Below are 25,044 nucleotides of genomic sequence, written 5' to 3'. Positions count from 1 at the left end.
AGTTTAAAAATAATACGGGCTGTCCAATCCTGCTGAAAATCCGAGGCTCACATCAAGATAGCCGTTCTTTCTTTTTTTTGCGTAAAGCTTTATGTATGCGGCTTCTTTTTCCGGGCTGAAATCAATTCCAAGAAGCTCAATAGGATCATTTTCGCTGAATCCAGTTTCATCAGCAACAGAGCCCTTTATAATTTTTACAATAGAATACTTTTTTTTGTTTGAAGGCGAAACTCTTACCATCTTCATTCCGAACATCGGGTAAAAAGAGTTTTCAAGCGAATCATGCTTAAAAAATTCATAGCCCGGAGATGACGGACGTTTTTCAAGGTAAACAATTTTTTCAGATTCAGTTCCGTCCGAAGATAAAATTCCAAGCTTCGTTATAATTCCAGAAGGCTGCTTCATAAACGCAATCTGCAAATCCGCAAGCGAATTTATTTTTTCGCCATTAACGGAAATCACAACATCATCTTCTTTTATTCCTGCGCGATCTGCGCTTCCGCCCGGCAAAACATAAAAAATTGTAACGCCTTCATTTTTTGCACCCGAACCAGGAAGCCGTTTTGTCTTTCCGTAAGAAGCAACCCAAGGATGCTCGCGCTCTCCTCCATTAAATAAAAACGGAAGCTCATTTTTTAAATACTCAACTGGAATTGCAAAATTAAGTCCTTGAAAATTCTGAACTCCGGCAAAAACAACAGCCTGCACTCTGCCCTTTTCATCAATCAAAGGTCCGCCGGAATTTCCGCTGTTAATAGCCGCATCAACTTGAAAAACAGTTCCAGCCGAAAAAAGCTGCCTGTCTGTTGAAGAAATGATTCCGCTTGTCAAAGTTTTTTCAAGTCCCAACGGAGAGCCAATCGCATAAACTTTATCGCCCACTGAAAGGTCGCTACTAGAACCAAGCGCAAAAACGTAAGGCGCATCGATTTCAGTTTTTAAAAGAGCCAAATCCAAAGTCTTGTCATATCCAACAACTTTCGCAGGAATTCTTGTGTCTGGATCTTCCGCAAGTTTTATATAGAGCCTTGAAAATCCTTCATATTTTTTGTCAACCATATCTTCAATAACATGATGATTTGTTACAATGTATCCGTCTTTTGAAATAAAAAATCCGCTTCCCAAAACAGCATCCGCATAGCCAATTCCGCGCTGAATTTTTATTCCCTTGTCAACAAAAACAGTTACCGTGCCTTTTATCATGTCGGAAACGTTTGCATTTGAAACTGAAGGAACTGAACCGCCCGGAACATTTTTGTAAGACAAAGTTTGCAGTTCAGCTTTTGATTTTGGAATTGAATCAAGCTCGGAATATCCTGCCGCTTCCAAAGACAAATAATATCCAAGCGCATCAAAATATTTTTCTTCATCTATAGCACGAATGCAAGATTCCGCGCAAATTTTAGTTGTCTGCTCAAAAATCTGCTTGCATTTTTCATTTAAAGAAATTTTATCATACAAAAGTTTTGCGCGCCACAAAGATTTTATTTCATTTTCTTTTGAAAGTTTTTCAATAAGCTCGATTTCAATGTCAACTGCGCGTTCTTCACTGTAATCAACAGGAACAAAAATTTCACTGCCGCCTTTTATTGTTCCGCAAGAAAAAACAAGCAGAACGCAACCAATCACAAAAAATAAGCTGAAAAATTTTTTAATTTTTATTTTCATTTTCTACTAAAATTCCAAAGTCAAATTTTTCAATGCGGATACAAAGCACCGACTGCGTTTCATTTTCAACAGTAATCATAGAAAAGCCTTGAACATTTTTTTTGTCAAGCTCCGATTTTGCATTTTTTGCCAGCGCAGAATATTTTTCAGGACTGAAAGAATTATTTTTCACGAGCCAGTAAAAATTTGAATCAGCATCTTTATAAACAAAAAATTCTTCTTTTCCATTCGTTACTTTTTGCGGAATATTATTTTCAAATCTTACAACAACAAGATTTTTTTCTGGAACCGTGTAGAACATTGACTCTTCAGAAATTCCGTCTGGATAAACAATATGGCGGACATTCCATTTTCCATCTCCGTCTGTGTCCCAAGAAGAAATTTTTCCGTTGTTCTCCAAATATTCTTCAGTAAAATCAGGAACCGTATCTTTGTCTCTGTCAATCTGAATCATTCTAAGATAAAATTCTGCGTTTTCAGACGGAAGCCCAAAAAGATTTTTTACAATCTGCCGCTCATCTTCAAGCGAATGGAAATTCATTTTTTTATCTGAATCAACTGAATAAAATTCTGTGGCTTCAAAAATTCCGTCTTTATCAAAATCAACAGTTCTTAAAACCGGAATATTATTTTCAAAGTGCGCCTGAGCATAAAGCGTTCCGTCAGCTGAATAATACAACGCCTGCTGAATATTTCCATTTAAAAGAACAAACCGAATTTTTTCATTTGAAGAAGTTGCAATTTCAAAATCAGACGCAGAATCAAGAAGCTCCGCAACATTTAATTTTTTCTCATCATTTTTTACAGTCGGAATAAAAAAGTCAAAGCCAAGCTTTTCTGAAATTTCAGAATCACGCTCAATCAAAACTGGAGTCCACTTCAATGTCTCTGGAACAAAATTAAATTTTTCAACAGGAATTTTTTCCTGAAGAAATTCCGCATAATTTAAATACGGAAAATTTGTCCAAGAAAAATTCATTTTCATTTCTTTGCAATATCCAGAAACTGGAGTTCCAAAATCGCACAAAACATTCCATTCAAGCTCGCCATCCTGATTTTTATCAAATGAAATTTCCTGCGACCGCCCACGTGAAAATTTTACAATTAAATTTTCAATTCCGTCTTTATCAGTGTCAAAAGAAAATGAGCCAGAAAAAGCTTCGAGACGCTGCTTTACATTATCGCAAGAATCATTTTCAGAAAGCCGCAAAATAAAATCCTTAAAAATCTCATAGTCAATTTTTTCATCTGCAAAGTCAAAAATGTAATCAACTGCTTCCTGCTCGCCAATAAGATTTTCATTCAAAGCTTCTTTTGCATAAAGCGGATTTTTAAATCCTTTTGCATTGAAAGATTTTAAAATTCTATTTTTATTTTCGCCGGAAGAAAACAAAGCGGAATAAATTTCAAGCTCTGAATTTTCAGGTTCACGCTGCAAATAAAAATCCAGCTGTGAAACAAAAAATGAGGCAAGCCTTTTTACAGTCGAATCTGAATCGTTTGGATTTTCATTTTTAAAAAACACAAGCGGAAATCTTGTGTCAGAAGGATAAATTCTTCTTGCGCCGTCAATTTTATTCCGAGCCTTAGAAACAGAAGCAGAATCTTTCAATCTGTAAAGGCATTTTATTCTAATCAATTCAGAATCAGAAGAATACAAAAACGGCTGGCTGTCCAAAACTTTTAACGCTTCGGACATTTTTCCAGTATCGCAAAGAATGTCCGCATATAAAAGGCGCGCATTGTCGCGGTTGTAATTTGACCAACTGTCATTTTTTATCGCTTTTTCAATCAACGGAAGAACCGCAGCTTTTGTTTTTCCCAAGGCATTTTCAGAAACAGCATACAAATACCACAAGTCCGAAATTGAATCATCGTACGCAATTCCAAAGCAAGCCTGACTTTTTGCAGCTTCCCAGTTTTTTTCAAAAATATAATTTGAAGCAGTTTCCAGACAACGCAAAGCAGTTTTTTTATTTGCAAGTTTTGAATTTTCATTTTCAGCAAAAGAAAAACCAAAAAAATTCAAAAAGGCAAAAACAAATAAAATTCTTTTTAAAAGATGCAGCGATTTCAATTTTTTATCCTGTTGCATTTTCATTTTACAATCCAGTTTTTAAAGCCAAAAAGACTTCCCCACACACAGCAAATTTCCTGAGCGGAATTATTTTTTTCCGGACAAATATTTTGAATCAACGGAATTGAATCTCTCAATTTTCCAGTTTTCCAGTCATCCAAAATTTTTGAAACCTGCCTAAAAGAACCGTCTGCATTTTTCACAAAATCGTCCGGCTGCCTGCTTCTGAATACAAACGGAAACTTCAAATTTTTCAAGCAAATCTCAGACGAATCAGTTCTTAAAAAAATTTCATTATCATGCGAAAAAACTTCAAAAGAAATTTCTCCAGCCTGATAAATTCCATTTTTTTCTATTATAACAAAAAAACCGCTTTCTGTCGCTACTTTTCGTTTCTTTTGAATTAAAAACCTTCCGTTGCAAAATGAAAATTCAAGTCCGCCGCATTCTGAACAGCCGGCATTTTCAAAACATCCAAAAGCCAAACTGGATACAAAGGCGTAAGGAATTCTTTCGGAAGCTTTTACAAAATCTATTCCTTTAAAAATTATTCTGATTTTTATCGCAAGCGGAAGTAAAGAAAATTTTTCAGCATCAAATGAAAACTTTTTATTTTCAAATTTGCAGTCAATTTTCAAAAGCTCCTGTTCAGCAAAAAAAGAAAGAGCTTCATTTTCCGCGCGGCTTTTTTCAGCCAAAGAAAAAACTGCACTTTGCCAGCCGGAAAATTCATTGTCCAAAAAAGGAACGAGTTTGTTTCGGATTCTATTTCTGAAAATCTGATTGTCAAAATTCGTGCAGTCAGTTCTAAAATTTATTTTTTGCAACTGAAGATATTTTTCAATTTCACTTCTGGAAATATTTAAAAGCGGACGAATAAATTTTTCCCGCGTCATTGGAATTCCGCAAAGATTTGGAGAGCCTTGCAAAAAGCGCATGGCAAGAGTTTCAATCTGATCGTTTTTATTGTGGGCAAGGCACAAAAAAGAAATTCCTTCGCTTTCTATAAAATCTGAAAATTTTTCATACCGAATTTTTCTAGCAGCATCTTCAACAGAAGTTTTAAGTTTTTTTGCAAGAGAAAAAATTTCGCCCGGAGCCACATCATAACGAACGCATTTTACGCCAAGGGAACGGCAAACGGACTCAACATAATCGGCGTCGGCGGAACTTTCCTCGCTGCTTCTGATGTTGTGGTTCACGGTAACGACTTTAAGCTGAATGTTTAAAACTTTTTTAAAAGCAACAAGAAGCGAAATTGAATCGGCACCGCCAGAAACCGCAACTCCGGCGCAATTGCAAGAATCAAGATTTGTATTTAGCTCGGAAAGACACAAATTTAAATTTTCCAAAACTCTAGCTTGAAAATCCAAAATAAATTCCATATTCGTCAAACTTAAAAAAATTCCATTTTGAAAAACACAACAAAAAATCCCCCTGCAAAATACAGAGGGATTCTATTCAGAAATAAAAAAATCTCATAATGCGATTTTTAAAAACTGATTATTTTTTTGGAGGTGCAATAGAAACAACAAGAGCTGCAGGATCAGAAAGAACTTCAATTTTATCGCCAAGATTAAAATCAGCAATTGTAAATTTCTGTCCAATATCAAGCTTAGAAACGTCAGCTGAAATAAATTCAGGCAAATCCTGTGGAAGAGCCTTTATTTTGATTTCAGGAACGTGCTTAACCATGAATCCGCCTTTAAGAACTCCAGCAGCTGTTCCAGAATAACGAATCTTGTAAACAAAAGCAAATTTCTTCTGACCGCTTACAATATGGAAGTCAGCATGAAGAGACTTGTCAGTCTTAATATCGTATTCTGTATCTTTTATAAATGCTTTGTTTTCAACACCGTCAATTTTCAAAACGACAAGTGTAGTCTTTGTAATTGATCTCCATGCTTTTGAAAATTCATTGGCATCAATTTCAAGCATAAATGATTCACCTTTTTCATTGTATGCAACTGCCGGCATTTTTCCCTGCGCACGAAGTTTTTTTGCATATTTCTTTCCTGATTCCGTGCGTGTAGTTGCATTAATAACAAACTGTTCCATTTTTAGAACTCCTTACAAATTTTAAAATATGTATAAAACTGGGACGGCTGGACTCGAACCAGCGGAATGATGGCACCAAAAGCCATTGTCTTACCACTTGACGACGTCCCAAAATATATGTGGACTAAAAACTTATTCTTCAGAAGAACCAGTTTCTATATGCCCCGCATTATATTCTTCAAGAATTTTGGACTGAATCGCATTGCGAAAGTCCGGGCTGATTGGATGAGCAACATCCTTGTACTCACCATTTGCAGTCTTACGGCTTGGCATTGCAATAAAAAGTCCAGAAGATCCTTCAATAATCTTTACATTGTGAACAACAAAGCAGTCGTCAAATGTAACAGTAACATAAGCCTTTAGCTTTCCTTCGCCTTCAACTTTGCGGATCCGAACATCTGTAATCTGCATAACAATCTTCCCTCTTTATAATAAAAATCTATAAAACCGCAGGCAAAACACCTTTGATTTTCTTTCATCAAGCTGCAAAGCTTGCATTTTATTATATCAGCCGCCTAAACAAAGCGCAAGATTGAATTCTTTTTCAAGAAGAACTTTCGCTTTTAAAGCCGTTTCTTTTTTTTCAAAAATGCCGAACACAGTTGAACCAGAGCCGCTCATGTCAGCAAAATCCGCGCCGCAAGACTTGAGTTTAGCTAAAGTTTCAGCAATTCCTGCGTATTTTTTTGAAACTGGAACTGTAAAGTCATTTTTAAAGCTCCAGTTTTTTACAGGCTGATTGTAAATTTCTTCAAGTGAAATTTTATTCCGCCTGTTTTCCAAATCAAGAGTTTCATCCACAAGAGCATAAGCATCTTTTGTAGAAACACCGACATTTGGAAAAATCAAAAGCACAGAAAAATCATTTCTATGCTGTATCTGCCTTACTTTTTCTCCACGACCTTCAACCACAGCTGCAAAAGGCTCAAACTTGCTGAACCGTTTTCCGTCCTGCGCCGAAAGTGCATAAGTAAAGAAAAAAACATCGCTTCCAACTTTTCCTGCAATTGCAGAAAGAGAATCAGTGCCAAGACCAGCTTTAAATAGATTGTTTACGGATTGAATAAAAGAAGAAGCATCACTTGAGCCGCCCCCCAATCCACCGCCAGCAGGAATTCTTTTCTTAATTGAAACATGAACTCCCGAATCTATGCCAGTCAGCACGCAGAAAGCTTTGTACGCCGCAGTTATTGTGTTTTGCTCTGGAAGCTCCATTCCAAAAGACTCAACTATGCAAGTATTTTTTTCATCGGTTTTAGAAACGCAAATTTCATCAAACAAACCGACTGTTGTAAAAATGCTATGCAACTCGTGATAACCGTCAGCACGCTTTGGAAAAATTTCAAGTCCAAGATTTATTTTCGCAGGTGCTAAAACAGTTATACTGTCAGACATACACAAATATTATAGTGTTTTATTTTATTTCTTGTCAATAAGAAGAATCGAATTATGTATGTTTCTTTGTAAAAAAATAAAATTCAATTGACAAAAACAAAACAGTATTTTACTCTTTACATGAGGCTTTGTCAGCGGCAAACTAAATTACAAAAAGGGATATAGCAATGCTCAATGACGACGATGTTGAATTTTCATCAATGACTGGGTTTTCTTATGAAGACGATGATTTTTCAGAAGAAATGTCTGATGACAATTTTGACGACGATTTCGAAGACGATGAATATGAAGATGATTTTGAGGATGATTTCCTAGAAGAATCTGACAATTACGACGAGCCTTATGACGATCAAGAGCCGGAAGACGGATACGACAACAGAATCCACGGATTTGACGATGGATTTTACAATGATGAAGAAGAAATAGAAGAGGATTCAGATCCTGCTGACATGAAAGGTTAAATTTATAAAAGCATTGGTTGGATTTCAATTGTCTTGCCAATGCTTTTTTTGCACAAAAAATTTTTTATTTCAACACCAAAATATTTTTTCAGTCTATAAATTCGTGAAATAGTTTTTTCGCATCAATTCCATTGATAATTTTTCCGTCATCATAAACTTTCAAAAGATTTGCCTTTCCATCTGTAAGCTGCTGACTCGTTATTCCGTAGCGAATTGAAAGTCCGGCTTCAAGCAACGCAGAATAATGGTCGGCAACACGAACCAAGCGGCCGTCCACAGGATTGTATTTGTCTTCATTGAATGCGGAATTCAACTCCTCAAAACTTACAGGAAGAACGCATCCGTCAAAAACGCACCTGTTCATAAATTCATCGCTAGTAAAATAAAGTATTTCATCGCAATAAAATTTTTCCATAAACGGAACAAGTTCTTTTGAAACAATTTTATCTTCAATGTCTTTTACAATCGCAGGAAGTCCGTCGGTCGCTCTTTTCACAGGCGAAATTATATCGCGCGTAACGCTTTCCGGCAAATCATGAAAAAGTCCGGAAAAAAAGTTGTTGTAAAGACGTTTTGCGCACATTTTCACGCCAGAATCCCGGCACAAAAGCAAAGTCAAAATCGCAACAAAAAAGCAATGTCCAAGAACTGAAGTCCGCGGAACTCTCGGAGTCTGATTCCATCTTGTCTGAAAACGAAGCTGCTCAATCCGCATTAAAAATTCAAACGGCTTCTGTTTTGTAATCAAAAGCTGAAGTCCGCGCAAATCAAGATATTTTTGCAAGTCGGCATTGAGTTCTTTACGAATTGAATCCAGACGCTCAGTTTCGTTCACTGGAGAAATCATTTCAAGCTCACGTAAAGTTGAATATTTATGCGCCGCCCGGAAAATTTTCACAGTAAGAGGAAGCTCTTTTTTTTCAGCGGAAAAACTGCTTAAATCCTTCAAATAAAATTCGAATTTTTTATAAAGTTCCTTATCGTCAATTAAATCTTTGTAACGCTCCAAAACCCAGTCGTTAAGGCGGGCGTATTCTTCAGGATATTCATTTTTTATAAGAGTCTGAACAGGGCTTTTTATGTCGCAAAGCTGAATTTTTCTGAGCAAATCAAAAAGGCTTGCGTAAATCAGCCAATTCCAGTCAATTTTTGCGCCTAGATTTTCTTCATATTTTGCAATTATGTACGCAACGACAGTTTTTTCTGCGTGCTTGTCCATTTCGATTATTTCAAAAGGACGAACCAAATCATTCCAGCGTTCAATAGAAAATGCTTCGAAAATTTTCAGCGTAAATTCTTTTTTCATTATTTTGAACTTCCGGCCTTTACATCGGCTTCCATTTTTGTTTTCCAGACAAGCGCTTTTTTTCTTATATTTTCGGATTCTGTGTTGTCGCCGAGTGCCATTGCAATTCTTCTGTTCGCAATAAGAAGATTTATCGCCATCCGCATATCGTCAAGCCGCCGGGAAGCAAGTTCGTAACGGTCCCGGTATTCCATCGCGGATTTGTCCAAGAGGCTGCGCAAAAGCCTGACATAAGTTACAGTTGTTTCGTAAACTGGAGAATTGTGGTCAAAATAATCTTTGCAAGCCTGCTTCATGTCTATAAAATTTTTTGCGACAACAGCATGACGGCCACGCATTTCAACAAAGGATTCTTTCCATTTCGAATTTTCGCCGAAAGCATCAACAAGAAGATCAATCGCAAGCCCGATTTTTTTTACAATGTCAAGTTTTCTTCCGACTGGAACAAAAGCAACGGATGCTAAATGGCTTTCCAAATCAGAAAACGGACAGTCAACAATGTTTGTAACAAGTTCTTCAAGATAAATTATAGATTTGTAAATTGATTTTCTGGCGTCGTTAAGAGTGTCGTTGTTTTTTGTTTCAAGCATTTCAAGCGATATGCTGTTTATGCTCATTTGCAAAGTCGCCGTGTAAATCATTTCCTCGCAAAGAAAAATTTTCTTTTCTTCAATTCCATCTTTCGCACTTCTAAGAGCAAATGACTCATCCTTTTCTTTTTTTAGGCAATCGTTGATTTTTTCTTTTATAGGGCGGACTCTTTCATTAAATTCTTTTCGCAACTCATCTGATATAGCCATTACCTTCCTCCGAATTTTTGCAGCATGGCAGCTGCGTGTTCAAGCGACTGGGAAGAATCTGAATCTCCAGACAGCATTCTAGCAATTTCTTTTATACGCTCCTCACCGGAAACTTCAAAAATATTCGAGGCAGTTGTATTTCCTTCCACGCCTTTTTGAATCTTAATTTGATTATCGGCATAAACGGCAATGCTCGCAAGATGTGTTATGCAAAGAATTTGCTTTTTTTCTGCAAGAAGCTTCATGTGGCTTCCAACTGAAACCGCAACTTCTCCGCCAATTCCAGTATCAATTTCATCAAAAACAAGAGTTCCCGCCAAATCTCCATCTGAAAGAATTGTCTTCAATGCAAGCATTACACGGCTAAGTTCTCCGCCAGATGCAATTTTTGCAAGCGGATTCAAAGGAGAACCGGGATTCGCGCTGATTAAAAATTCGATATTGTCCATTCCGTAAGGACCGCACTTTTGCTCAACCGCATTTCCTTCTTTTTCAGTAAGTCCAACGCGGAATTTTGTGTCTTTCATTCCAAGGCTGCAAAGAATTTTTTCAACATCGAGCGACATTTTTTCCGCAGCGGATTTTCTTTTTTCACTAAGCGATTTTGCAAGAACGTAAACTTTTTTTTCAAGCTCTGAAATTTCTTTTTCCAAAGCCGATTTATCCAAAGCTGAACCGCCAAGCTCTTCAAGCTGCCTAGAAGCATTTTCCGCATAAGAAAGAAGGTCTGCGACAGAAGAATTTCGTCCTGTGTATTTTTGTTTCAGCCTAAAAATAAGTTCAAGTCGCTCCTGAACTTGCTCAAGCCGCTCCGGATCAAAAACGAGTGAACTTGCATATCTTCTAAACTCGCCTGCAATGTCGTCAATTTCATAAAACGCAGACTGAAGCCGACTTTCCAAAGATTCAAGGGATTTATCAGAATCCAAAGCTTTTGATGCAGTTCCGCAGATTTTTTTCAGCAGGAAAATAATTCCGTTTTCACCTTCGCCTTCAAAAGCAGAATTTATTTCTTCAATATCAGCGTAAAGTTTTTCAAATGACGACAATCTGTTTTCTTCGGATTCAAGCTCCTCGTCTTCTCCAGCTTTTAACTTCGCATCGGAAATTTCAGAAACCGCAAAATTCAGCATATCGATTTTTGCATTTCTCTCAGATTCGTTGCTGTTTAAGTTTTCAAGAATTTTTCTTTTTTCAACAAGCTGATTATAAATTGAAGTAAATGACGAAACTTCGCCGACAATTCCAGCGTAAATATCAAGATAACGGCGGTGCTCGGCAACTTTCATAAGCGACTGCTGCTCATGTTGCCCGTGAATGTCAACAAGAAACGCGGAAAATTCAGAAAGGACTGCTCTTGTTACAGGAGTTCCGCCAATCCAAGCTGAAGATTTTCCATTGTCACGGACAACTCGCCGGATTATTATACGGTTTTCCTCGGATTCAATTCCGTGCTCGTCAAGCCAAACAAAAGTCTCTTTGTTTTCAAGAAAAAATACGCCGGAAACTTGGGCTTCATGGCAGCCAGCGCGAATTTGTTCTGTGCCAGATTTTCCGCCGAGCAAAAAGGCAAGGCTTCCAATCAGGATTGATTTTCCGGCTCCAGTTTCACCGCTTAAAACAGTAAAGCCTTTTTCAAATTCGATGTGCGCGCTTTCAATAAGAGCGAAATTTTTTATATCGAGTTCTTCAAGCACGTGGACCTCCTGACCAGTTTAGTTTGCTCTGCAATGCTGAAAAAAATTTTTCCTGCGTAGAACAAATAAGCTTCGCCCGAAATTCTGGTATTTTCAAAATCAAAACATCGCCTTCTTTCAACTCAAAATCAATCTGACCATCGCAAGCCAAAGAAGCATCTGAACGGCTGCTCATCAAAGTTATTACAATTTCGCCTTTTTCTCCAAAAACCAAAGGTCTCGCAGACAAACTGAAAGAGCTCACCGGCGTCAAGACCAAGGCTGAAAGTTCCGGCTCAACAATCGGTCCGCCAGCCGCAGCAGAATAAGCTGTGGAACCAGTCGGAGTTGAAACAATTATTCCGTTCGTTTTAAAAGGCCCTAAAAGAGCGTGATTGTAAGCCACATTTAAATTTACAAGATGAGAAGACGGACAGCTTGAAATAACGCAGTCATTCATTCCGCAGCATCTGAAAACGGTTTTTCCATTTCTCAAAACTTCACATTGAACGAGAGAGCGGCTGCTTATGTAGCATTTTTCCTTTAAGAAAAGTTCCAGTTCTTTTTTCCAATTGTCTTTTGGAACTGCGGCAATAAAACCAAACTCTCCCAAATTTATCGGAAAAACAGGAATTCCCAAAGGCGCGCATCCACGGCAGGCAAACAAAACAGTTCCGTCGCCTCCCAAAGTTACAACAAAATCATAGCCTGAAAAATCAATGTCAAGAATTTTTGAGCGGACTTCTTTTCCGTCGTATAAAAAAAGCGAATTTTCAATGTTTTCTTTTTTCAAAAATGCTGAAATTTCATTTCCCAAAAGTCCGGCATTTTCTTTAAAAGAATTAGCTATGATAAGACATTTTTTCATGGCAAAGAAGATAAAACCTTTACAATCTGAGCCGCATCTTTTTGACCCAGCCGAGGATACAACGGAAACAATGCGCAGCGCAACAAAAGTGAATTCGCACAGATGCATTCAGAAGAAAGTTCTTCCTGCCTGAGAGCAATTACAGAATTTTCAAAAGCCTGGCGAATTTCAATATTTTTTTTCTGCGCATAAGATTTCACATCTTTAAATCCAGAATTTAAAACTAAAGGAAATGAATAAATTGTAGAGCCATCTTCCGCCGCACGCACAAAAGTTTTATGCCGGCCAGACATCACAGCCCTTGAAAACAAAGCAAACAGCTCGCGTCTCGTTTTTTCATTCCGTGAAAATTCTTTTAACTCAACAAGCGCCAAAGCCGCATTCATGTCAGGCAAAATATCTGTAGAAGGAGCTTCGTCCGTAATGTGCTTTAAAACTGTCCACTCACGGCGATTTGGAGCTATAAGCAACGCGCCACCGCCAGAAGTTACAATGTCCCGGTCTTCCATTCCAAGAATAGCGTAAAGACCATACATTCCGGCTTTTTTTCCTACAGCGGCTTTTTGTTCTTCGCCTTCTTTTTTTTCAGTTTGTTCTTCAGCAGGATAAGTTGCAAAAACCGATTGCGAAATATCTTCAACGATAGGAATTCCAAGTTCCAAAAATGATTTGATTTCAGGAAGGATTCCCATTGTTTCATTTAAAATCAAAAGCCGACCGCCATTTTTTATGCACTTTTCAACAGATTCAATTGTTACAAGTCCGGTTTCTTCGCAAACGTCAGCAGGAAGAACTTTATATCCTAATTTTTCCGCAGTAAGCAGCTGATAAGACGGAGCAAGCGCGCTTACAATAATTCCGCTTTCTTTTGGCAAATCCAAGGCTTTAAAAATGTATTCCAATGCAATCGCCGGACTTCTCAAAGCAACTGCGCCGTCAAATCCAATCAGTTCTTTTGCAGTCTGAACAAGCCTTGTGTTCATTTCGCCAGGTCCGATTTTTTCATCAACCATGCAAGTAAGAACAGCTTCCATTTCTTTGCGGCGGATTGTAGAACTATAAGTATGAATCATTTTAAATTCCTTAAAACAAAATATTCACAGAAACAATAATTCCATTTCCGCATAAAAATATAACAAACGGACAAAAGAGAAGATGTTCTGAGAAAACAAGCATGAACAGAAATCAGACAGCTTCCGGCTCAAGAATTTTCTGAAGTTCCTTTGCGCTGAACAATCTGCGTGTATCAAGAATAATAAGATAATTATTTTCCTGACGAACTACACCGTGAATATATTCAGTGCCAATTCCGCTGAGCATCTGTGGCGGCGGCTTGATTTCATCACCTTGAACAGGAACAACACGCGCAATTCTATCTATAATAATTCCGATTTTATTTCCTTCAATATCAAGAATAATAAATCCGCCTTCATCCTCGCCGATTTCGTCATCTGAAGCCTTCGCCATTTTCTTGATATAAAATCTTTTATGCAGATTTATTATGGGAATGACTTCTCCGCGCAAATTTATAATACCTTCAACATAAAAAGGAGCATTCGGAATAGGACGCACATTTTGAATCTTAACGATTTCCTTGACATCCATAATGTCCACACCATAAAGCTCATCTCCAAGCTGAAAAGTTACAAGCTGCAACAATGTATCTTCATCTGCCATAGATTTCTCCCATGAATCCATAAAGATTTTAAAGCTAATGCTTCTATTATTTTAATTCATAAAACAATTCTAGTCTACCACAAATAAAGACAAAACGTCTACTTTTGAAATTCCGGCATTTTTCAAAATCTCACAGCAACTTTCGACAGTAACGCCTGTTGTCAAAACATCGTCAATCAAAAGCACTTGTTCTGGCAAAGAATTTTCAGAGCAAAGACGCTTTAAAAGTTTTGATTCTGTATAAATTTTTCCTTTTGAAGACAAGCGTTTTTTTCTGTCCAGTTTTTTCTGCTGAATTTTTTCCGTGCGCTCCAAAAACTTTAAAACTTTATAGCCAAATTTTACTTTTAAAATTTCAGAAAGCTCTTCAATTTGATCCCAGCCTCTTGATTTTATTTTTCCAGGACGAGGCGGAACAGGAACAATGAAAATATTTTCTGAAATTCTTTTTTTAATCACTGAATTGCAAATTTCAGCAAAGAAAAGCGAAAGGCTTCTTTGGTTCTGCATTTTCCATTCGAACAAAAGAGTTTTTGCCCAAAGCCTGTATGGAAAAACAGGAACAACTTTGTCTGAATTTTTCAGAATGCGCTCTTCACGGCAAGACATGCAGATTTCATCTTCGCTGATTAAAGATTTTCCGCAGATACGGCATTTTTCGCAATGAGAATTTTCCGCTTCATCATAAAGTTTTTTCGAACACGAAATGCAAATTTTTCCATTGAAAGTGGAATTTCCGCAGACGCAGCATTTTCCATTTCCAAACATGAAATTCAAAGCAAGCATCGCAAAACGCTTAAAATCATAAATTGTAAATTTTCTAAAAGTCATCAATATATGATTACCCGGAAAATAAAAAAAATGCAGTTTTCGCAAAAAAAATTTATTTTTCAGCCAGACTTTTTTTCCATCGTAAAATATTTTGCAACGCCGCCATTGGAGTCATGTTGTCAATGTCGCAAGAAAGAATTTCGTCAAGAACAAGCTCTTCTTCGGAAAACAACGAGCCTGAAAAAATTTCAACTTTTGTTTTTGAAACTTCTTCTGTTTCAGTTTCGGGAATTATAACGGACGCATCGCCTTGAATTTTTTCCAAGATTTTTCCTGCGCGCTCAATGACGGATTTTGGAATTCCTGCAAGCCGGGCAACATGAATTCCGTAGCTGTTTTCACTTGAGCCTTCAACAACTTTTCTAAGGAAAACAATATCGCTGCCGTTTTCCGCAACAGCCATGCAAAGCCGCTTCAAAGACTTATGCTCAAGCCTTGTAAGCTCATGATAATGCGTTGCAAAAAAAGTCTTGCACTTCAATGTATTTAAAAGATATTCGCTTACAGCCCAGGCAATTGAAAGCCCATCTTCCGTGCTAGTTCCCCGACCAACTTCGTCCATTATAACAAGAGAATTTTTTGTTGCGGAACGAAGTATTCTTGCAGTTTCCGTCATTTCAACAAGAAAAGTTGATTCTCCGCGCGCAAGATTATCGCTGGCTCCAACACGGCAAAAGATTCTGTCAACAATTCCTATCTTCGCTTCATCAGCCGGAACAAAACTTCCAGTCTGGGCAAGAAGCGCAATCAGAGCATTCTGACGCAAAAATGTGCTTTTTCCCGCCATGTTCGGACCTGTAATCAAAGCAAACGACGCGGAATTTTCAGGCTCAGAGCCGCAAAGAGAAACATCATTCGGAACAAATTCACCGGCAGGAAGATGACGCTCAACAACAGGATGCCTTCCGTTTTTTACAGAAAATTCCAAGCTGTCTGACAAAATGTGCGGACGGTTCCAATTATAAAGAATTGCCGATTCCGCGAAAGAACAGACAACATCCACGTAAGCGATTTTTTTTGCAGCCTGCTGAAGATACGGAATATATTTTTTCAATTCATTTCTAACTTCAATAAAAAGATTGTGTTCAAGCTCAAGAATTTTTGCGCCGGATTCGTTTAACGAATTTTCAAGCTCCTGAAGTTTTTCAGTTGTATAACGTTCGGCATTTAAAAGCGTTCTGCGCATAATAAAATGCGGCGGAATTTTGTCAAGCTTGCCTTTTGTAACTTCTATAAAATATCCAAGGTTGCCAGTGCTTTTTATTTTTAAATTTTGAATTCCAGTTTTTTCTTTTTCTGATTCAATGTATTCTTCAAGAATTCCGTTAAAATCATTTCGCACTTTTTTCCAGTAATCAAGTTCTTCCGACCAGCCGTCTTTTATAATCCGTCCTTCCGTAAAAACTGTTGCAGGATCTTCCGCAATTGAATTTTCTATTAAGTCAATAATTTTTTGCGCGGAATCTTTTTCAGGCATAGAAAAATCGTAGCGTTCCAAAATCGCCTGCGACTTAAGCCAAAATTTTAGACTTGCTTTTAAAGCCTGCAAATCTTTTGCATGAGCCCTGTCCATCGCAATTCTTCCAGCCAGCCGCTCAACGTCAAGAATTCCGTCAAGATTTTCACGCACACAATGAAGCAAATTTCTGTCTTTTACAAAAAGCTCAACGTGGTTCTGTCTTGAATTTATTTCGTTTTCATTTGTAAGCGGAAAAGAAAGCCAGGAGCGCAAAAGGCGGCTTCCCATTGCAGTTTTTGTATTGCTCACAGATTCGAGCAAAGTATAGCTAGAAGTTCCGTCGCGCAAATTAAAAGTGATTTCAAGATTTCGGCGCGAAGAATCATCAATTATCACAAACTGCGAATCCTGATAAACTGAAATTCCTGAAATATGCGAAACAGGCGCATTCGTAGTTTTTTCTATATAATCAAGAAGAAATCCCGCTGGAGGAACTTCTGGACTTTCTTTTGTAAGTGAAAATGAATTTAAATTCGCAACTTTAAATTGTTTTACAAGATGCTCATAATTTTTTTCAGCATTGAAGTGCCAGTCCGGATACCAGGAAACAGACGCAACCGAAATTGTTTCAAGAATAGTTTGAATTTCTTTGTTGCTTTTTAAACTTTCTGGAAGAATTATTTCTTTTGGGCTGCACCTTCCAAGCTCTTTGGAAACATTTTCTGCAAATTTAGATTCGGGAAATTTCGTAGCCCGAAATTCTCCAGTCGTTACATCAATGTAAGCAAGTCCTGCAAATCCGCCGGAAATAAAAATGGAAGCAAGAAAATTATTTGAGCCGCCGTCAAGATATTCGCTTTCAACGGCAGTTCCCGGCGTTACAACTTCAACAACCTTGCGCTCTGTAAGTCCGCGTTTTGCAACTTCGCCAACCTGCTCTGCAACCGCAACTTTTTTTCCCATCCGAAGAAGCCGTGCGATATAACCTTTTGCAGAATGATACGGAATGCCGCACATGGGATTGTCGCCTTTATGCGTCAATGTAAGATTTAAAAGCCGCGAAACTTCAACAGCATCTTCATTAAACATTTCATAAAAATCCCCTAGCCTGAAAAACAAAACATCATTCGGGTGCTGTTTTTTTATTCCAAGATACTGAGTGATAACCGGGGTTTCTTCTGCCATTTTTTGCTCCAAATTTCAGACCATTGCCTGAATGAAAATTCAAAGGCAGGTTTCCATTTTTATAAAATCACATAAGTCCAAGCTGCGAAATAACTTGATCTGTAATATCAACAGAAGAACTGTACCACAAAATTGCGTTTGATTCCTGAAGATTTAAAATCATACTGTAGCCGCCAGTTTCCGCAACGCGCGCAAGTGTGTCATAAAGTTTTTTGTAGAAGCTGTTGTTTTCCTGAAGCGATTTTTTTAAGGACTCAAGCTCAGTGTTTTTTGCATTTGTATATTCATTTATAAAATCTGATTTCTTTGTAATCTGCGCTTCAATTTTCATAGCTTCCGTGTCATTGCCTTTGCGCTCAAATTCTATTTTCTGATCATTCAAACGCTGAAGCTCTGCAACAAGCCGGTCGATTTCTCTTTTAAATTCTTCTTTTTTATTTTCGTAATTTCTTACAGGAGCTGAATTTCTAAAATATGCCTGATACACTTTTGAAGTATCTACAACAGCGAATTTTGTAATCTGCTGCGCGAACGAAAATGCCGCTGAAAAAATTCCAAGCAAAGCAAAAACAGCAATTTTTTTTGTAAAAAAAACTTTCATAAAAACTCCAATTAATTTTAAATTTCAAGCGTAAAAAACTAGCGGTTTGTCATGCTGAATGAAAGAACAAAATTCCAGTTCTTTCTCCAATTGTAATCTCCGTCTCCGTCCTGATCCGTGAACACAGGAGAACCATCTTTGATTTTAAATGTGTTTGCAAACAAAAGGCGCAAAGGAAACTGCTGAATAGAAAATCTAAAGCTCGGACCAAAACTAAAGTACCAGTCTTCTTCTTTTAAATTAAAGAACTGATAAGGCTCATCTGTAATTGCAACTGCATCGCCCCAAAGGTCAAGCGAGAAAATTCCCGGAATCACAGGCATTCTAAGTTCAAGCGAGTTGCACCACAAAGCTTTTCCGCGGCCTTTGTCTGAATTGTAAATTGTCCAGCCGCGTCCATTGAACATTCCGTCTATATAAAGCTGGTTGTTCTTTTTTATTGTTGAATCCAAAGCCGAGAACTGGAACGAAAGCCCAGAATATCCCATAAGAACAAGCTTCAATGCCCAGCTGTCTGTTATCGGTTTATTTACAAGAGTAAAATATTTTTCAGCTTTTGTGTCTGTGCGCAAATAGAATTCAGTTTCTCCCCAGTCAGGCGCAAAAGGCAAAAATCCTTCGTGCATAAGTCCGTACCAAGAAAGACGCTGGCTTGCAAACCATCCGCTTGAAGGATCCCAGGAAATATTTCTTCCGTCCATAGAAAATGAAGTCCAGATAGAATTGCGCGGTTCCCAGTTATCCGAATACTGGCTTATTGAAGTATCATAAGGAATCCAAAGCGAATCATCGTAAAGATTGTTAATAAGGCTGCTCGTAACGCCGCCAGAAAGTGTAAGAATTGCAAAGTTCGGAGTCCAGCGATGTCCTAAAGAAAGTCCAAGGCTAAACTGATTCTGCTCATACTGCATATAATAGTAATCATTGTCAATATCGCCGCTCGGAAGAATTTTGTCTCTTAAAGCATAATTGTTTGAATGAGAATAGCTAAGCGAAACATTTGTGCTTATAGGTTTGTTGAAAAGCCAGCTCTGACCGTAGCTCAAAGAAACTGACTGCTCGTTTGTGGAAAGCGTTGTTCCAACAGAAGCAAGTTTTCCTTCGCCAAAAATATTTGAATCCTGAATTCTTGCAGTAAGCGCAATCGGAATTTCTCCAGGGTCTGAAACTCCGCTGAATGTAAATCCAAAGTCAAGCGAAGTCGTGCTCTGCTCTTCCACAGTGAAAACAATATCAACAAGATTTTCTTCTGAGCCTTGAAGAACTTCCGGGGAAACCGCAGAAAAATACTGAAGATTGTAAAGGTTTCTCATTCCGTTTGAAATTTTTGCATTTGAAAAAATATCGCCTTCTTCAATTGGAATTTCACGGCGGATAACAAAATCCTTTGTTTTTTCATTTCCTTTTATAATGATATTTTCAATGTGGCTCCGCGGATTTTCCTGAATTCTGATTGTATATGAAATAACTTTGGATTCCGCATCTTTGTTTATGTCAGTTGCAAATCTGTTTGAAGTGTAGCCATTTTCATAATACAAGTTCTGAATATTCATTCTTGTTTCTTGAAATTTTGTTTCGTTGTAAACCGCGCCAGTTTTCAGGGTAACGAGATTTTCAAGTTCTTCAGTTGTAAAAACATGGTTTCCGTCAAAAGTAATTCCGCCGAAGTTGTACTGAATTCCTTCCTGAATCTCAAAAGTTATTTCAATTTCCTCGCGGTTCTTTTGTTCATTGTATGAAGTTTTTTGATCAATATTTACAACTTTCGCATCTGCATATCCGCGGTTCTGATAATAAGCAACAATCGCCCTTGAATCCGCAGACAAAGACGATTCCTGAAATGACCCTTTCTTAAAAAGTCCGGCTTCCTTTAATGAAATTTTTCCTTTAAGAGTTTTTGAGGAAACAACTTGATTTCCGGCAAAGCCAATGCTTTTTACAACAGTCTGACGGCCTTCCTTGATTTTAAAAGTAACATAAGCTCCGTCATCGCGCATTTCAAAAGAAGATTCTACAGAAATTTTTGTATAGCCTTTTTCAATATAATAATTCCTGATGGCTCTTTCGTCTTCAAGAACTTTGCTTTCTACAAAAATGTCTTTTGCCTTTAAGGAAATTTTTGACTTTAAATCAGCATCATGAATATATCTGTTTCCATCAAAATTTAATTTTATAACGACAGGACGCTCAACAACACTCAATATAAGATTTACGGTTTTGCCGTTGTCGGTATTTTTTGCAGCTTTGATTTCAACATCGTCAAAATATTCAAGGGAAAAAACTCTGTCATAAAGCTCGCTGATTAAATCATCAGAAAACGGCTTGCTTATAAAACTGCTTGTAACGCCGTCCAAGTCGCTTTGCTTTACATTTTTCAAATTGTCAAAAACTATATTTTTTATAGGCTTTCCGTAAAACCAATCTTCCGAATCTGTCTGAGAAAAAACAGGAGCAGCAGAAAAAATAGCCGCAACACAAAAAACAGCAAACACAAAAAAAGTGTTCTTAACGCGCATAAAATAAAATCCTCTATATCGTTAGAATGATACACGCCATGACAGTGTAATAGAAGTTGCCTGTGTCCACGATTGCTGGAGTTCACCCAAGTCAGGAGCAAAATTCCATCTTATGTTGGCAAAAGGCGCTTCAAATTCCAAACCGATTTCCGGCTGAAAAACAAGACCGCTGCCCGAAGTTCCGCCAGAATCAACTTTAGTCTTGTCATAAGTCCAATGCAGCAAAGCATCAGCATAAATGTCATCGCCGAAGTATTTACCAATATAAACAGTCGAATTGTCAAATAAGTTACCAATTATAGAATTATTATCAGAAGCTCTGTTCATATTGAGTCCCTGCATAATTGAATTCTGCAGGATAGTGGTTCTGACAGAAAATATATCAAAATTACTCAAATCACGCAATGCACTTTCAATTTTTCTAAGAAGCGTAACTTGAACTCCATAGTCGCCTGCAGCAACAAGAAAGTTTCCGACAGAAGACGCATCGCCTGAAGCAATCTGCCCCAAAATTTCCATAATTTCATTTTCTGACTTCGCAGGACTGGAAGAAAGAACCGCATTGAATCTTGAAATATTCTGCGAAATTGCGGAAAGCGTAATTGTAACAGGATCGCCGTTTGTATCGTGCTCACGAGTTTCCGCGCGGACAGTTATAACAGGATCAAATTTATTCTGGGTTTCATCCAAAATCAGCTGACCTTGCTTAAGATAAAAGTTCCGGCTTAAATACGAAACTTCTCCTCCGCGCAAAACAATGTCGCCTTTTATTCCCCAAAGTCCAGTCGCTGTATCAGCGTTTACAGAAATCGGAGTTGACGGAGCAACAAGACTTCTAACCAGCGGATTTATCGCAATCTGAACTTTTTTTCCAATCATCAAATCCAAGTTTATTGAAAAGTCAATGTCGTTTGACGCGGCGGGCTTTTTCTTTTGAGTAAAATCAGAGGCGTTCATGGAAACTGAAAGTTCAGCATTCCGCAAGCCGACAGAACCATTCAAACTTACAGAACGATCTTCCATGACAAGAGAAGCGTCAACAGAAGTGTAGCCTTTTATTCTAAAGTATGAAACTTTTGAGTCGATTGGAATATCCTCGTCTTCCAAAGTCGCAAGGTTCAGCTCAAGAGTTCCAAGCGACAATCTGTCCAAGGAAACGACCGCATTCGCCGCAAGAATTCCGTCTTTGATTTTAAAGTTTGTTTCTGGAATTGAAATTTCTTCCTGCGAAAAATCAACATTCATTTCGGCAGTTGTAAAATGCTCTGGAACAAACTGCGGAAGATTAAAGTCAACATCAGAAACAACAAATCGTCCGTCTAGATCAGGATCTGTGATGACTCCAGACAAATTTAAATTTCCTTCAACAATCGCAGAATAAATAGAAAAAAGTTTTGAATTAAAAATGCGGGCGCATCTTGAAACGTCCCAGAAAATATTTTCAAAATCAAGATCAACAATTTGTTTTTTTATGTTTCCGTTCAAATCAAAATGAAGCGGCTTGTCTTTGCCAACAGAAAAACTGATTTTTCCATCATCAAGAATTTCTCCAAACGCGCCGAGATTTTCGTCAGTAACAATATCGAATCTTCCCGGAGAACGGATTACAGAAAATTTAAACGGAACAAAATCTGTAACAAGCTCGCTTTCAACTGAAGCAAAAATTGTTTCAACTGAATAGGCTTCCGGGAAAAAGCCTTCTGGATTTTCAGAAAGATTTGAAAGCGCAAGTTCGATTCCCGTTTCAATTCTCTTTTCTCCAGCATGAGCCTTGGCTTTTAATGAAGCAGTTCCAGAAAAAGTTTCAAAGTCAATATTTGAAGAAACTGAATCTATCTGAAAATTTTTCCATGAAATGTCCGCGCTTGAAATTGTAAAAATATTTTCTATTAAAGAAGCTTCTGCCGATGCCGTCAAATTCGAACCGCCAAGCAGAACAGAAGAATCTATTAATTTTGCAGACAAATACGGATTTTCAAAAGTTCCGCTTGCAGACAGTTCCGCATTTAAAACATTATTTTCATTTTGCCTTAAAAGAAAACGGCTAAAAGGAAACGACTCGACTTTTGCTCCGGCTGAAAAATAAAAGTTGCGTTTTAAATTATCTATTGAAAAAATTTCTCTCGTAGGATTTGTAAGCTCAGCTTGAAAAGAAATTTTTTCAGAACTTTTTGAATCTTTCAGCTGAACAGACAAAGTTGAGCTGTCAAAAATTTTTTCATTTATATTCCAAAAAGCATAGCCCTCGCCTTCCAGCTGCGCAAAAGAATCTTTGTAAACAACGCTAGAAGCAAGAAAGCTTTTTTCATTCACCTCGCCTTTTATAGCAAGTTCCGGATTCAAACGGAATTTTCCAGAAAGTTCAGAAGCGGAAAAATTTTCAATAAAAAAGTTCCAGTCATCTTTTGACAAAACTGAAAAATTAGAATCCAAAGAAAATGCAACCGTAAAATCTTTTACGGAAACAGGCAAATCCTTAAAACGCAAAGAGCCGTCGATAAAATTTTTAAAGTCAACAGCAACATCAAGTCCGTAATCGCCTGAAATATTCAGCCAGTCTCCAAAAACAAAAAGTCCATTAAACGCATAAGGAATCGAGTTAAAACTAAAGTCTGAAGAAAATGTCATCTGGTGTTTTGGAAATTCCACATCAAGTCCGCCGGATGCACTCAATGAATTTTTTCCATAAATCAAATCAGCTTTGCTTACTTGAACAGAAGTTCCAGTTTTTCCGCCTGTGCCATCAACAGACAAAAGCAAAACTTCTTTATCTTTTTTTGTGTTGGCAAAAATTGCAAGCGGAGAATTGTAATTGTAATCTTTAAAATCTGTGGCAAAGTAAGCTTCAACGTTTGAAATATAAGGCTCGGAAATTTCAACAACTTTGTTTAAAACATTCTTTCCATTTTTTTCTGTAAAAAAAGCTCCAGTCTTAACGCCTGTTTCAACAAAGAAATTTTTTAATTCAGCAGAAGCCTGCAAGTACATATTTTTTCCAAGCTGAAGACTTCCACTCGCATTTATAGTTCCTGGCTCACCGTATTCAAGATGCGAATAATCGCTAGCTTCAAATGCAAGCTCAATAGACGTTCCAAGCGACGAATATCCTTGAAAAGCCGTGAAGCAACTGTAATCTCCAAAATACAATTGCGGAATAAAAAAATCAAAGCCCTTGTCTTTTCGCGGCTCAAAAAAAATCTCACCAGAAATTTTATTTCCATTAGAAAAAGCATAATGTTCAAGATTCAAATATCCAGAAGGTTGAAGCTTTGGAATATAAAAAGAACCTTCAAAAGTTCCTTGCACAATTCCGCCGGACGCAGAAATTTTTTTTACATTTATATCAGTGTTATTTCCTGAAGCTTCAACATTTAAAGTCTGCGTATCTTTTGAAAAACGCCTGGGCAATGAAAAAAAAGTTTTTGATTTCCAATTATATTTTAGCGAATTTAAATCAAATGAAAATTCTGAATCAGTTGAAAAAATAGTTCCCTTAAAAAAATTCACAACAGGATGAAGTTTTTGAGTTCTAACAACTTTAAGCGGATCAAAAGAATTCGACTTTAACTTTGCTAAAATTTTTTTTGAACTAACATCAAAGGAAAGCATCGCGGAAAAAGGAAAAACTTCACGCACAGAAAATATTTCAATCTTGGGACTTTTATAAGCCGCAAGCAATTCAAATTTCCGAAGCGAAACGTCAGCCTTAGAATAATTGTCAAGTTTTACAGTGCAGGAACTTCCAGAAATAGAATTTAAAATCCTTCCGTTCAAAGCAAAAGCCGCGCCAAAACTTTTTTCACCAGAATAAAACAAAAAGTTTCCTTCGGATTTTAACCAAGCGTCAATAGAATTTTCATTTTTTCCAAAATAAAAATTTTTTAATACCAAAGAAAAACTTTTATTTTCCGCAGTAAAATTTAATTTAAAATTTTTTACCTGAACATCAAAAGGAAGAATGAAGGCAATTTTTTTTACCAAGGATTCAATTTTTTCAAAAGAATTTTCAGCTGAACCATTTTCTTGCGAAACAGTTTTTGCAGAATTTTTTTTACTGATAATATTTACAGAAGCGTCTTTTACCAAAAGTTTTTCAAAATCATTTTCAAAATCACCTTTTAAGATTTTTGGCAAACTGAAATGAACATAAATTTTATTTACAAAAATAATTTGCTGTCCGCTTTTTGAATCCAAAACCTCTATACCTTTTATGCAGATTTTTGATAAAATGGACGGCGACAAAGATTTGTATGAAATTTTCATGCCAGTATTTTTTTCAAGCTCCAGCACAACTTTTTTCTCATAGCTTCTGATTGCTCCGTCAACTTTGCTATAAACAGGTTTCATCGCAGCAACAAAAGACGCAGCTATCAAGAGAAAAATAAAAATGCCAATGCTTGTCTTTAACACTTTGGATTTCATAAAAAATCTCGCTTATATTTTAACAGAAAACATTATTTGAGGAA

Annotated in this window: 18 protein-coding genes and 1 tRNA gene; 1 reads left to right on the top strand and 18 read right to left on the bottom strand. The window is 37.2% G+C overall.

The features are described 5' to 3' along the window. Positions 1-3: 3 nt before the first annotated feature. The 7 genes from Q0H92_RS03245 to ispE all read right to left on the bottom strand — a co-directional run bounded on the left by Q0H92_RS03245 (position 4) and on the right by ispE (position 7,198). Positions 4-1,668, bottom strand: coding sequence for a S1C family serine protease (locus tag Q0H92_RS03245; protein WP_296011885.1), 1,665 nt, complete (start codon positions 1,666-1,668; stop codon positions 4-6). Beyond that, positions 1,652-3,769 (bottom strand): hypothetical protein, encoded by a 2,118-nt coding sequence (locus tag Q0H92_RS03240; protein WP_296011882.1) that lies wholly within the window; start codon positions 3,767-3,769, stop codon positions 1,652-1,654. The genes Q0H92_RS03245 and Q0H92_RS03240 overlap by 17 nt, the downstream gene beginning before the upstream one ends. Continuing rightward, positions 3,766-5,130: a tRNA lysidine(34) synthetase TilS gene (gene tilS, locus Q0H92_RS03235; RefSeq protein WP_296011879.1), complete on the bottom strand. Its 1,365-nt coding sequence runs from the start codon at positions 5,128-5,130 to the stop codon at positions 3,766-3,768. Before tilS ends, Q0H92_RS03240 begins: the two co-directional genes overlap by 4 nt. Before the next feature lie 118 nt (positions 5,131-5,248). Beyond that, positions 5,249-5,803 carry a 50S ribosomal protein L25 gene (locus Q0H92_RS03230; RefSeq protein ID WP_296011877.1) on the bottom strand — a complete coding sequence of 185 codons (555 nt, stop codon included), beginning with the start codon at positions 5,801-5,803 and terminating at the stop codon, positions 5,249-5,251. Between the two features lie 38 nt (positions 5,804-5,841). Further along, a tRNA-Gln gene (locus Q0H92_RS03225) sits at positions 5,842-5,914 on the bottom strand. A gap of 21 nt (positions 5,915-5,935) precedes the next feature. Continuing rightward, positions 5,936-6,214: a septation regulator SpoVG gene (gene spoVG / locus Q0H92_RS03220; protein ID WP_013701997.1), complete on the bottom strand. Its 279-nt coding sequence runs from the start codon at positions 6,212-6,214 to the stop codon at positions 5,936-5,938. Positions 6,215-6,310: 96 nt separating this feature from the next. Beyond that, positions 6,311-7,198 (bottom strand): 4-(cytidine 5'-diphospho)-2-C-methyl-D-erythritol kinase, encoded by an 888-nt coding sequence (gene ispE, locus Q0H92_RS03215; protein ID WP_296011874.1) that lies wholly within the window; start codon positions 7,196-7,198, stop codon positions 6,311-6,313. 167 nt (positions 7,199-7,365) lie between these two features. On the opposite strand from ispE, the gene Q0H92_RS03210 reads away from it, so the two are divergent. Beyond that, positions 7,366-7,659: a hypothetical protein gene (locus Q0H92_RS03210; RefSeq protein ID WP_013701999.1), complete on the top strand. Its 294-nt coding sequence runs from the start codon at positions 7,366-7,368 to the stop codon at positions 7,657-7,659. Positions 7,660-7,747: 88 nt separating this feature from the next. Here Q0H92_RS03210 and Q0H92_RS03205 read toward each other — a convergent pair whose 3' ends face one another. The 11 genes from Q0H92_RS03205 to Q0H92_RS03155 form a co-directional block, all read right to left on the bottom strand. Further along, positions 7,748-8,965 carry an HD domain-containing protein gene (locus Q0H92_RS03205; RefSeq protein ID WP_296011872.1) on the bottom strand — a complete coding sequence of 406 codons (1,218 nt, stop codon included), beginning with the start codon at positions 8,963-8,965 and terminating at the stop codon, positions 7,748-7,750. Further along, the gene (locus tag Q0H92_RS03200; protein ID WP_296011870.1) at positions 8,965-9,765 is read right to left on the bottom strand and encodes a hypothetical protein; all 801 of its coding nucleotides are present in this window, start codon (positions 9,763-9,765) and stop codon (positions 8,965-8,967) included. Before Q0H92_RS03200 ends, Q0H92_RS03205 begins: the two co-directional genes overlap by 1 nt. Further along, positions 9,765-11,462: a DNA repair protein RecN gene (gene recN / locus Q0H92_RS03195; protein ID WP_296011868.1), complete on the bottom strand. Its 1,698-nt coding sequence runs from the start codon at positions 11,460-11,462 to the stop codon at positions 9,765-9,767. The genes Q0H92_RS03200 and recN overlap by 1 nt, the downstream gene beginning before the upstream one ends. Further along, positions 11,455-12,309 carry an NAD(+)/NADH kinase gene (locus Q0H92_RS03190; RefSeq protein WP_296011865.1) on the bottom strand — a complete coding sequence of 285 codons (855 nt, stop codon included), beginning with the start codon at positions 12,307-12,309 and terminating at the stop codon, positions 11,455-11,457. The genes recN and Q0H92_RS03190 overlap by 8 nt, the downstream gene beginning before the upstream one ends. Next, entirely contained in the window at positions 12,306-13,382 is a 1,077-nt protein-coding gene (locus tag Q0H92_RS03185) for a DegT/DnrJ/EryC1/StrS family aminotransferase (RefSeq protein ID WP_296011862.1), read from the bottom strand. The genes Q0H92_RS03190 and Q0H92_RS03185 overlap by 4 nt, the downstream gene beginning before the upstream one ends. A 112-nt stretch (positions 13,383-13,494) precedes the next feature. Next, a complete protein-coding gene (locus Q0H92_RS03180) occupies positions 13,495-13,986 on the bottom strand; it encodes a chemotaxis protein CheW (protein ID WP_288506683.1) in 492 nt (163 codons plus the stop codon). 69 nt (positions 13,987-14,055) lie between these two features. After that, positions 14,056-14,817 (bottom strand): hypothetical protein, encoded by a 762-nt coding sequence (locus tag Q0H92_RS03175; protein WP_296011861.1) that lies wholly within the window; start codon positions 14,815-14,817, stop codon positions 14,056-14,058. Positions 14,818-14,869: 52 nt separating this feature from the next. Then, positions 14,870-17,461: a DNA mismatch repair protein MutS gene (mutS, locus tag Q0H92_RS03170; protein ID WP_296011858.1), complete on the bottom strand. Its 2,592-nt coding sequence runs from the start codon at positions 17,459-17,461 to the stop codon at positions 14,870-14,872. 67 nt (positions 17,462-17,528) lie between these two features. Continuing rightward, the gene (locus Q0H92_RS03165; protein ID WP_296011855.1) at positions 17,529-18,062 is read right to left on the bottom strand and encodes an OmpH family outer membrane protein; all 534 of its coding nucleotides are present in this window, start codon (positions 18,060-18,062) and stop codon (positions 17,529-17,531) included. Positions 18,063-18,100: 38 nt separating this feature from the next. Beyond that, positions 18,101-20,578, bottom strand: coding sequence for an outer membrane protein assembly factor BamA (gene bamA / locus Q0H92_RS03160; RefSeq protein WP_296011854.1), 2,478 nt, complete (start codon positions 20,576-20,578; stop codon positions 18,101-18,103). Between the two features lie 21 nt (positions 20,579-20,599). After that, positions 20,600-25,000 (bottom strand): hypothetical protein, encoded by a 4,401-nt coding sequence (locus Q0H92_RS03155; protein WP_296011851.1) that lies wholly within the window; start codon positions 24,998-25,000, stop codon positions 20,600-20,602. Positions 25,001-25,044: the final 44 nt, after the last annotated feature.

It is taken from the genome of uncultured Treponema sp. (assembly GCF_934725225.1).
Classification (GTDB): domain Bacteria; phylum Spirochaetota; class Spirochaetia; order Treponematales; family Treponemataceae; genus Treponema_D.
The sequence above is the reverse complement of the archived record's forward strand: the minus strand, read 5'-3'. Positions and strand labels throughout refer to the sequence as shown.

What these genes read in the sequence shown, in the direction of transcription:
- Q0H92_RS03230 (WP_296011877.1), bottom strand. Translation starts at nt 5,803, where the DNA reads ATGGAACAGTTTGTTATTAATGCAACTACACGCACGGAATCAGGAAAG.
- Q0H92_RS03190 (WP_296011865.1), bottom strand. Translation starts at nt 12,309, where the DNA reads ATGAAAAAATGTCTTATCATAGCTAATTCTTTTAAAGAAAATGCCGGA.
- Q0H92_RS03165 (WP_296011855.1), bottom strand. Translation starts at nt 18,062, where the DNA reads ATGAAAGTTTTTTTTACAAAAAAAATTGCTGTTTTTGCTTTGCTTGGA.
- Q0H92_RS03185 (WP_296011862.1), bottom strand. Translation starts at nt 13,382, where the DNA reads ATGATTCATACTTATAGTTCTACAATCCGCCGCAAAGAAATGGAAGCT.
- bamA (WP_296011854.1), bottom strand. Translation starts at nt 20,578, where the DNA reads ATGCGCGTTAAGAACACTTTTTTTGTGTTTGCTGTTTTTTGTGTTGCG.
- Q0H92_RS03205 (WP_296011872.1), bottom strand. Translation starts at nt 8,965, where the DNA reads ATGAAAAAAGAATTTACGCTGAAAATTTTCGAAGCATTTTCTATTGAA.
- Q0H92_RS03175 (WP_296011861.1), bottom strand. Translation starts at nt 14,817, where the DNA reads ATGACTTTTAGAAAATTTACAATTTATGATTTTAAGCGTTTTGCGATG.
- spoVG (WP_013701997.1), bottom strand. Translation starts at nt 6,214, where the DNA reads ATGCAGATTACAGATGTTCGGATCCGCAAAGTTGAAGGCGAAGGAAAG.
- Q0H92_RS03240 (WP_296011882.1), bottom strand. Translation starts at nt 3,769, where the DNA reads ATGAAAATGCAACAGGATAAAAAATTGAAATCGCTGCATCTTTTAAAA.
- Q0H92_RS03200 (WP_296011870.1), bottom strand. Translation starts at nt 9,765, where the DNA reads ATGGCTATATCAGATGAGTTGCGAAAAGAATTTAATGAAAGAGTCCGC.
- Q0H92_RS03210 (WP_013701999.1), top strand. Translation starts at nt 7,366, where the DNA reads ATGCTCAATGACGACGATGTTGAATTTTCATCAATGACTGGGTTTTCT.
- Q0H92_RS03245 (WP_296011885.1), bottom strand. Translation starts at nt 1,668, where the DNA reads ATGAAAATAAAAATTAAAAAATTTTTCAGCTTATTTTTTGTGATTGGT.
- ispE (WP_296011874.1), bottom strand. Translation starts at nt 7,198, where the DNA reads ATGTCTGACAGTATAACTGTTTTAGCACCTGCGAAAATAAATCTTGGA.
- mutS (WP_296011858.1), bottom strand. Translation starts at nt 17,461, where the DNA reads ATGGCAGAAGAAACCCCGGTTATCACTCAGTATCTTGGAATAAAAAAA.
- Q0H92_RS03155 (WP_296011851.1), bottom strand. Translation starts at nt 25,000, where the DNA reads ATGAAATCCAAAGTGTTAAAGACAAGCATTGGCATTTTTATTTTTCTC.
- tilS (WP_296011879.1), bottom strand. Translation starts at nt 5,130, where the DNA reads ATGGAATTTATTTTGGATTTTCAAGCTAGAGTTTTGGAAAATTTAAAT.
- Q0H92_RS03180 (WP_288506683.1), bottom strand. Translation starts at nt 13,986, where the DNA reads ATGGCAGATGAAGATACATTGTTGCAGCTTGTAACTTTTCAGCTTGGA.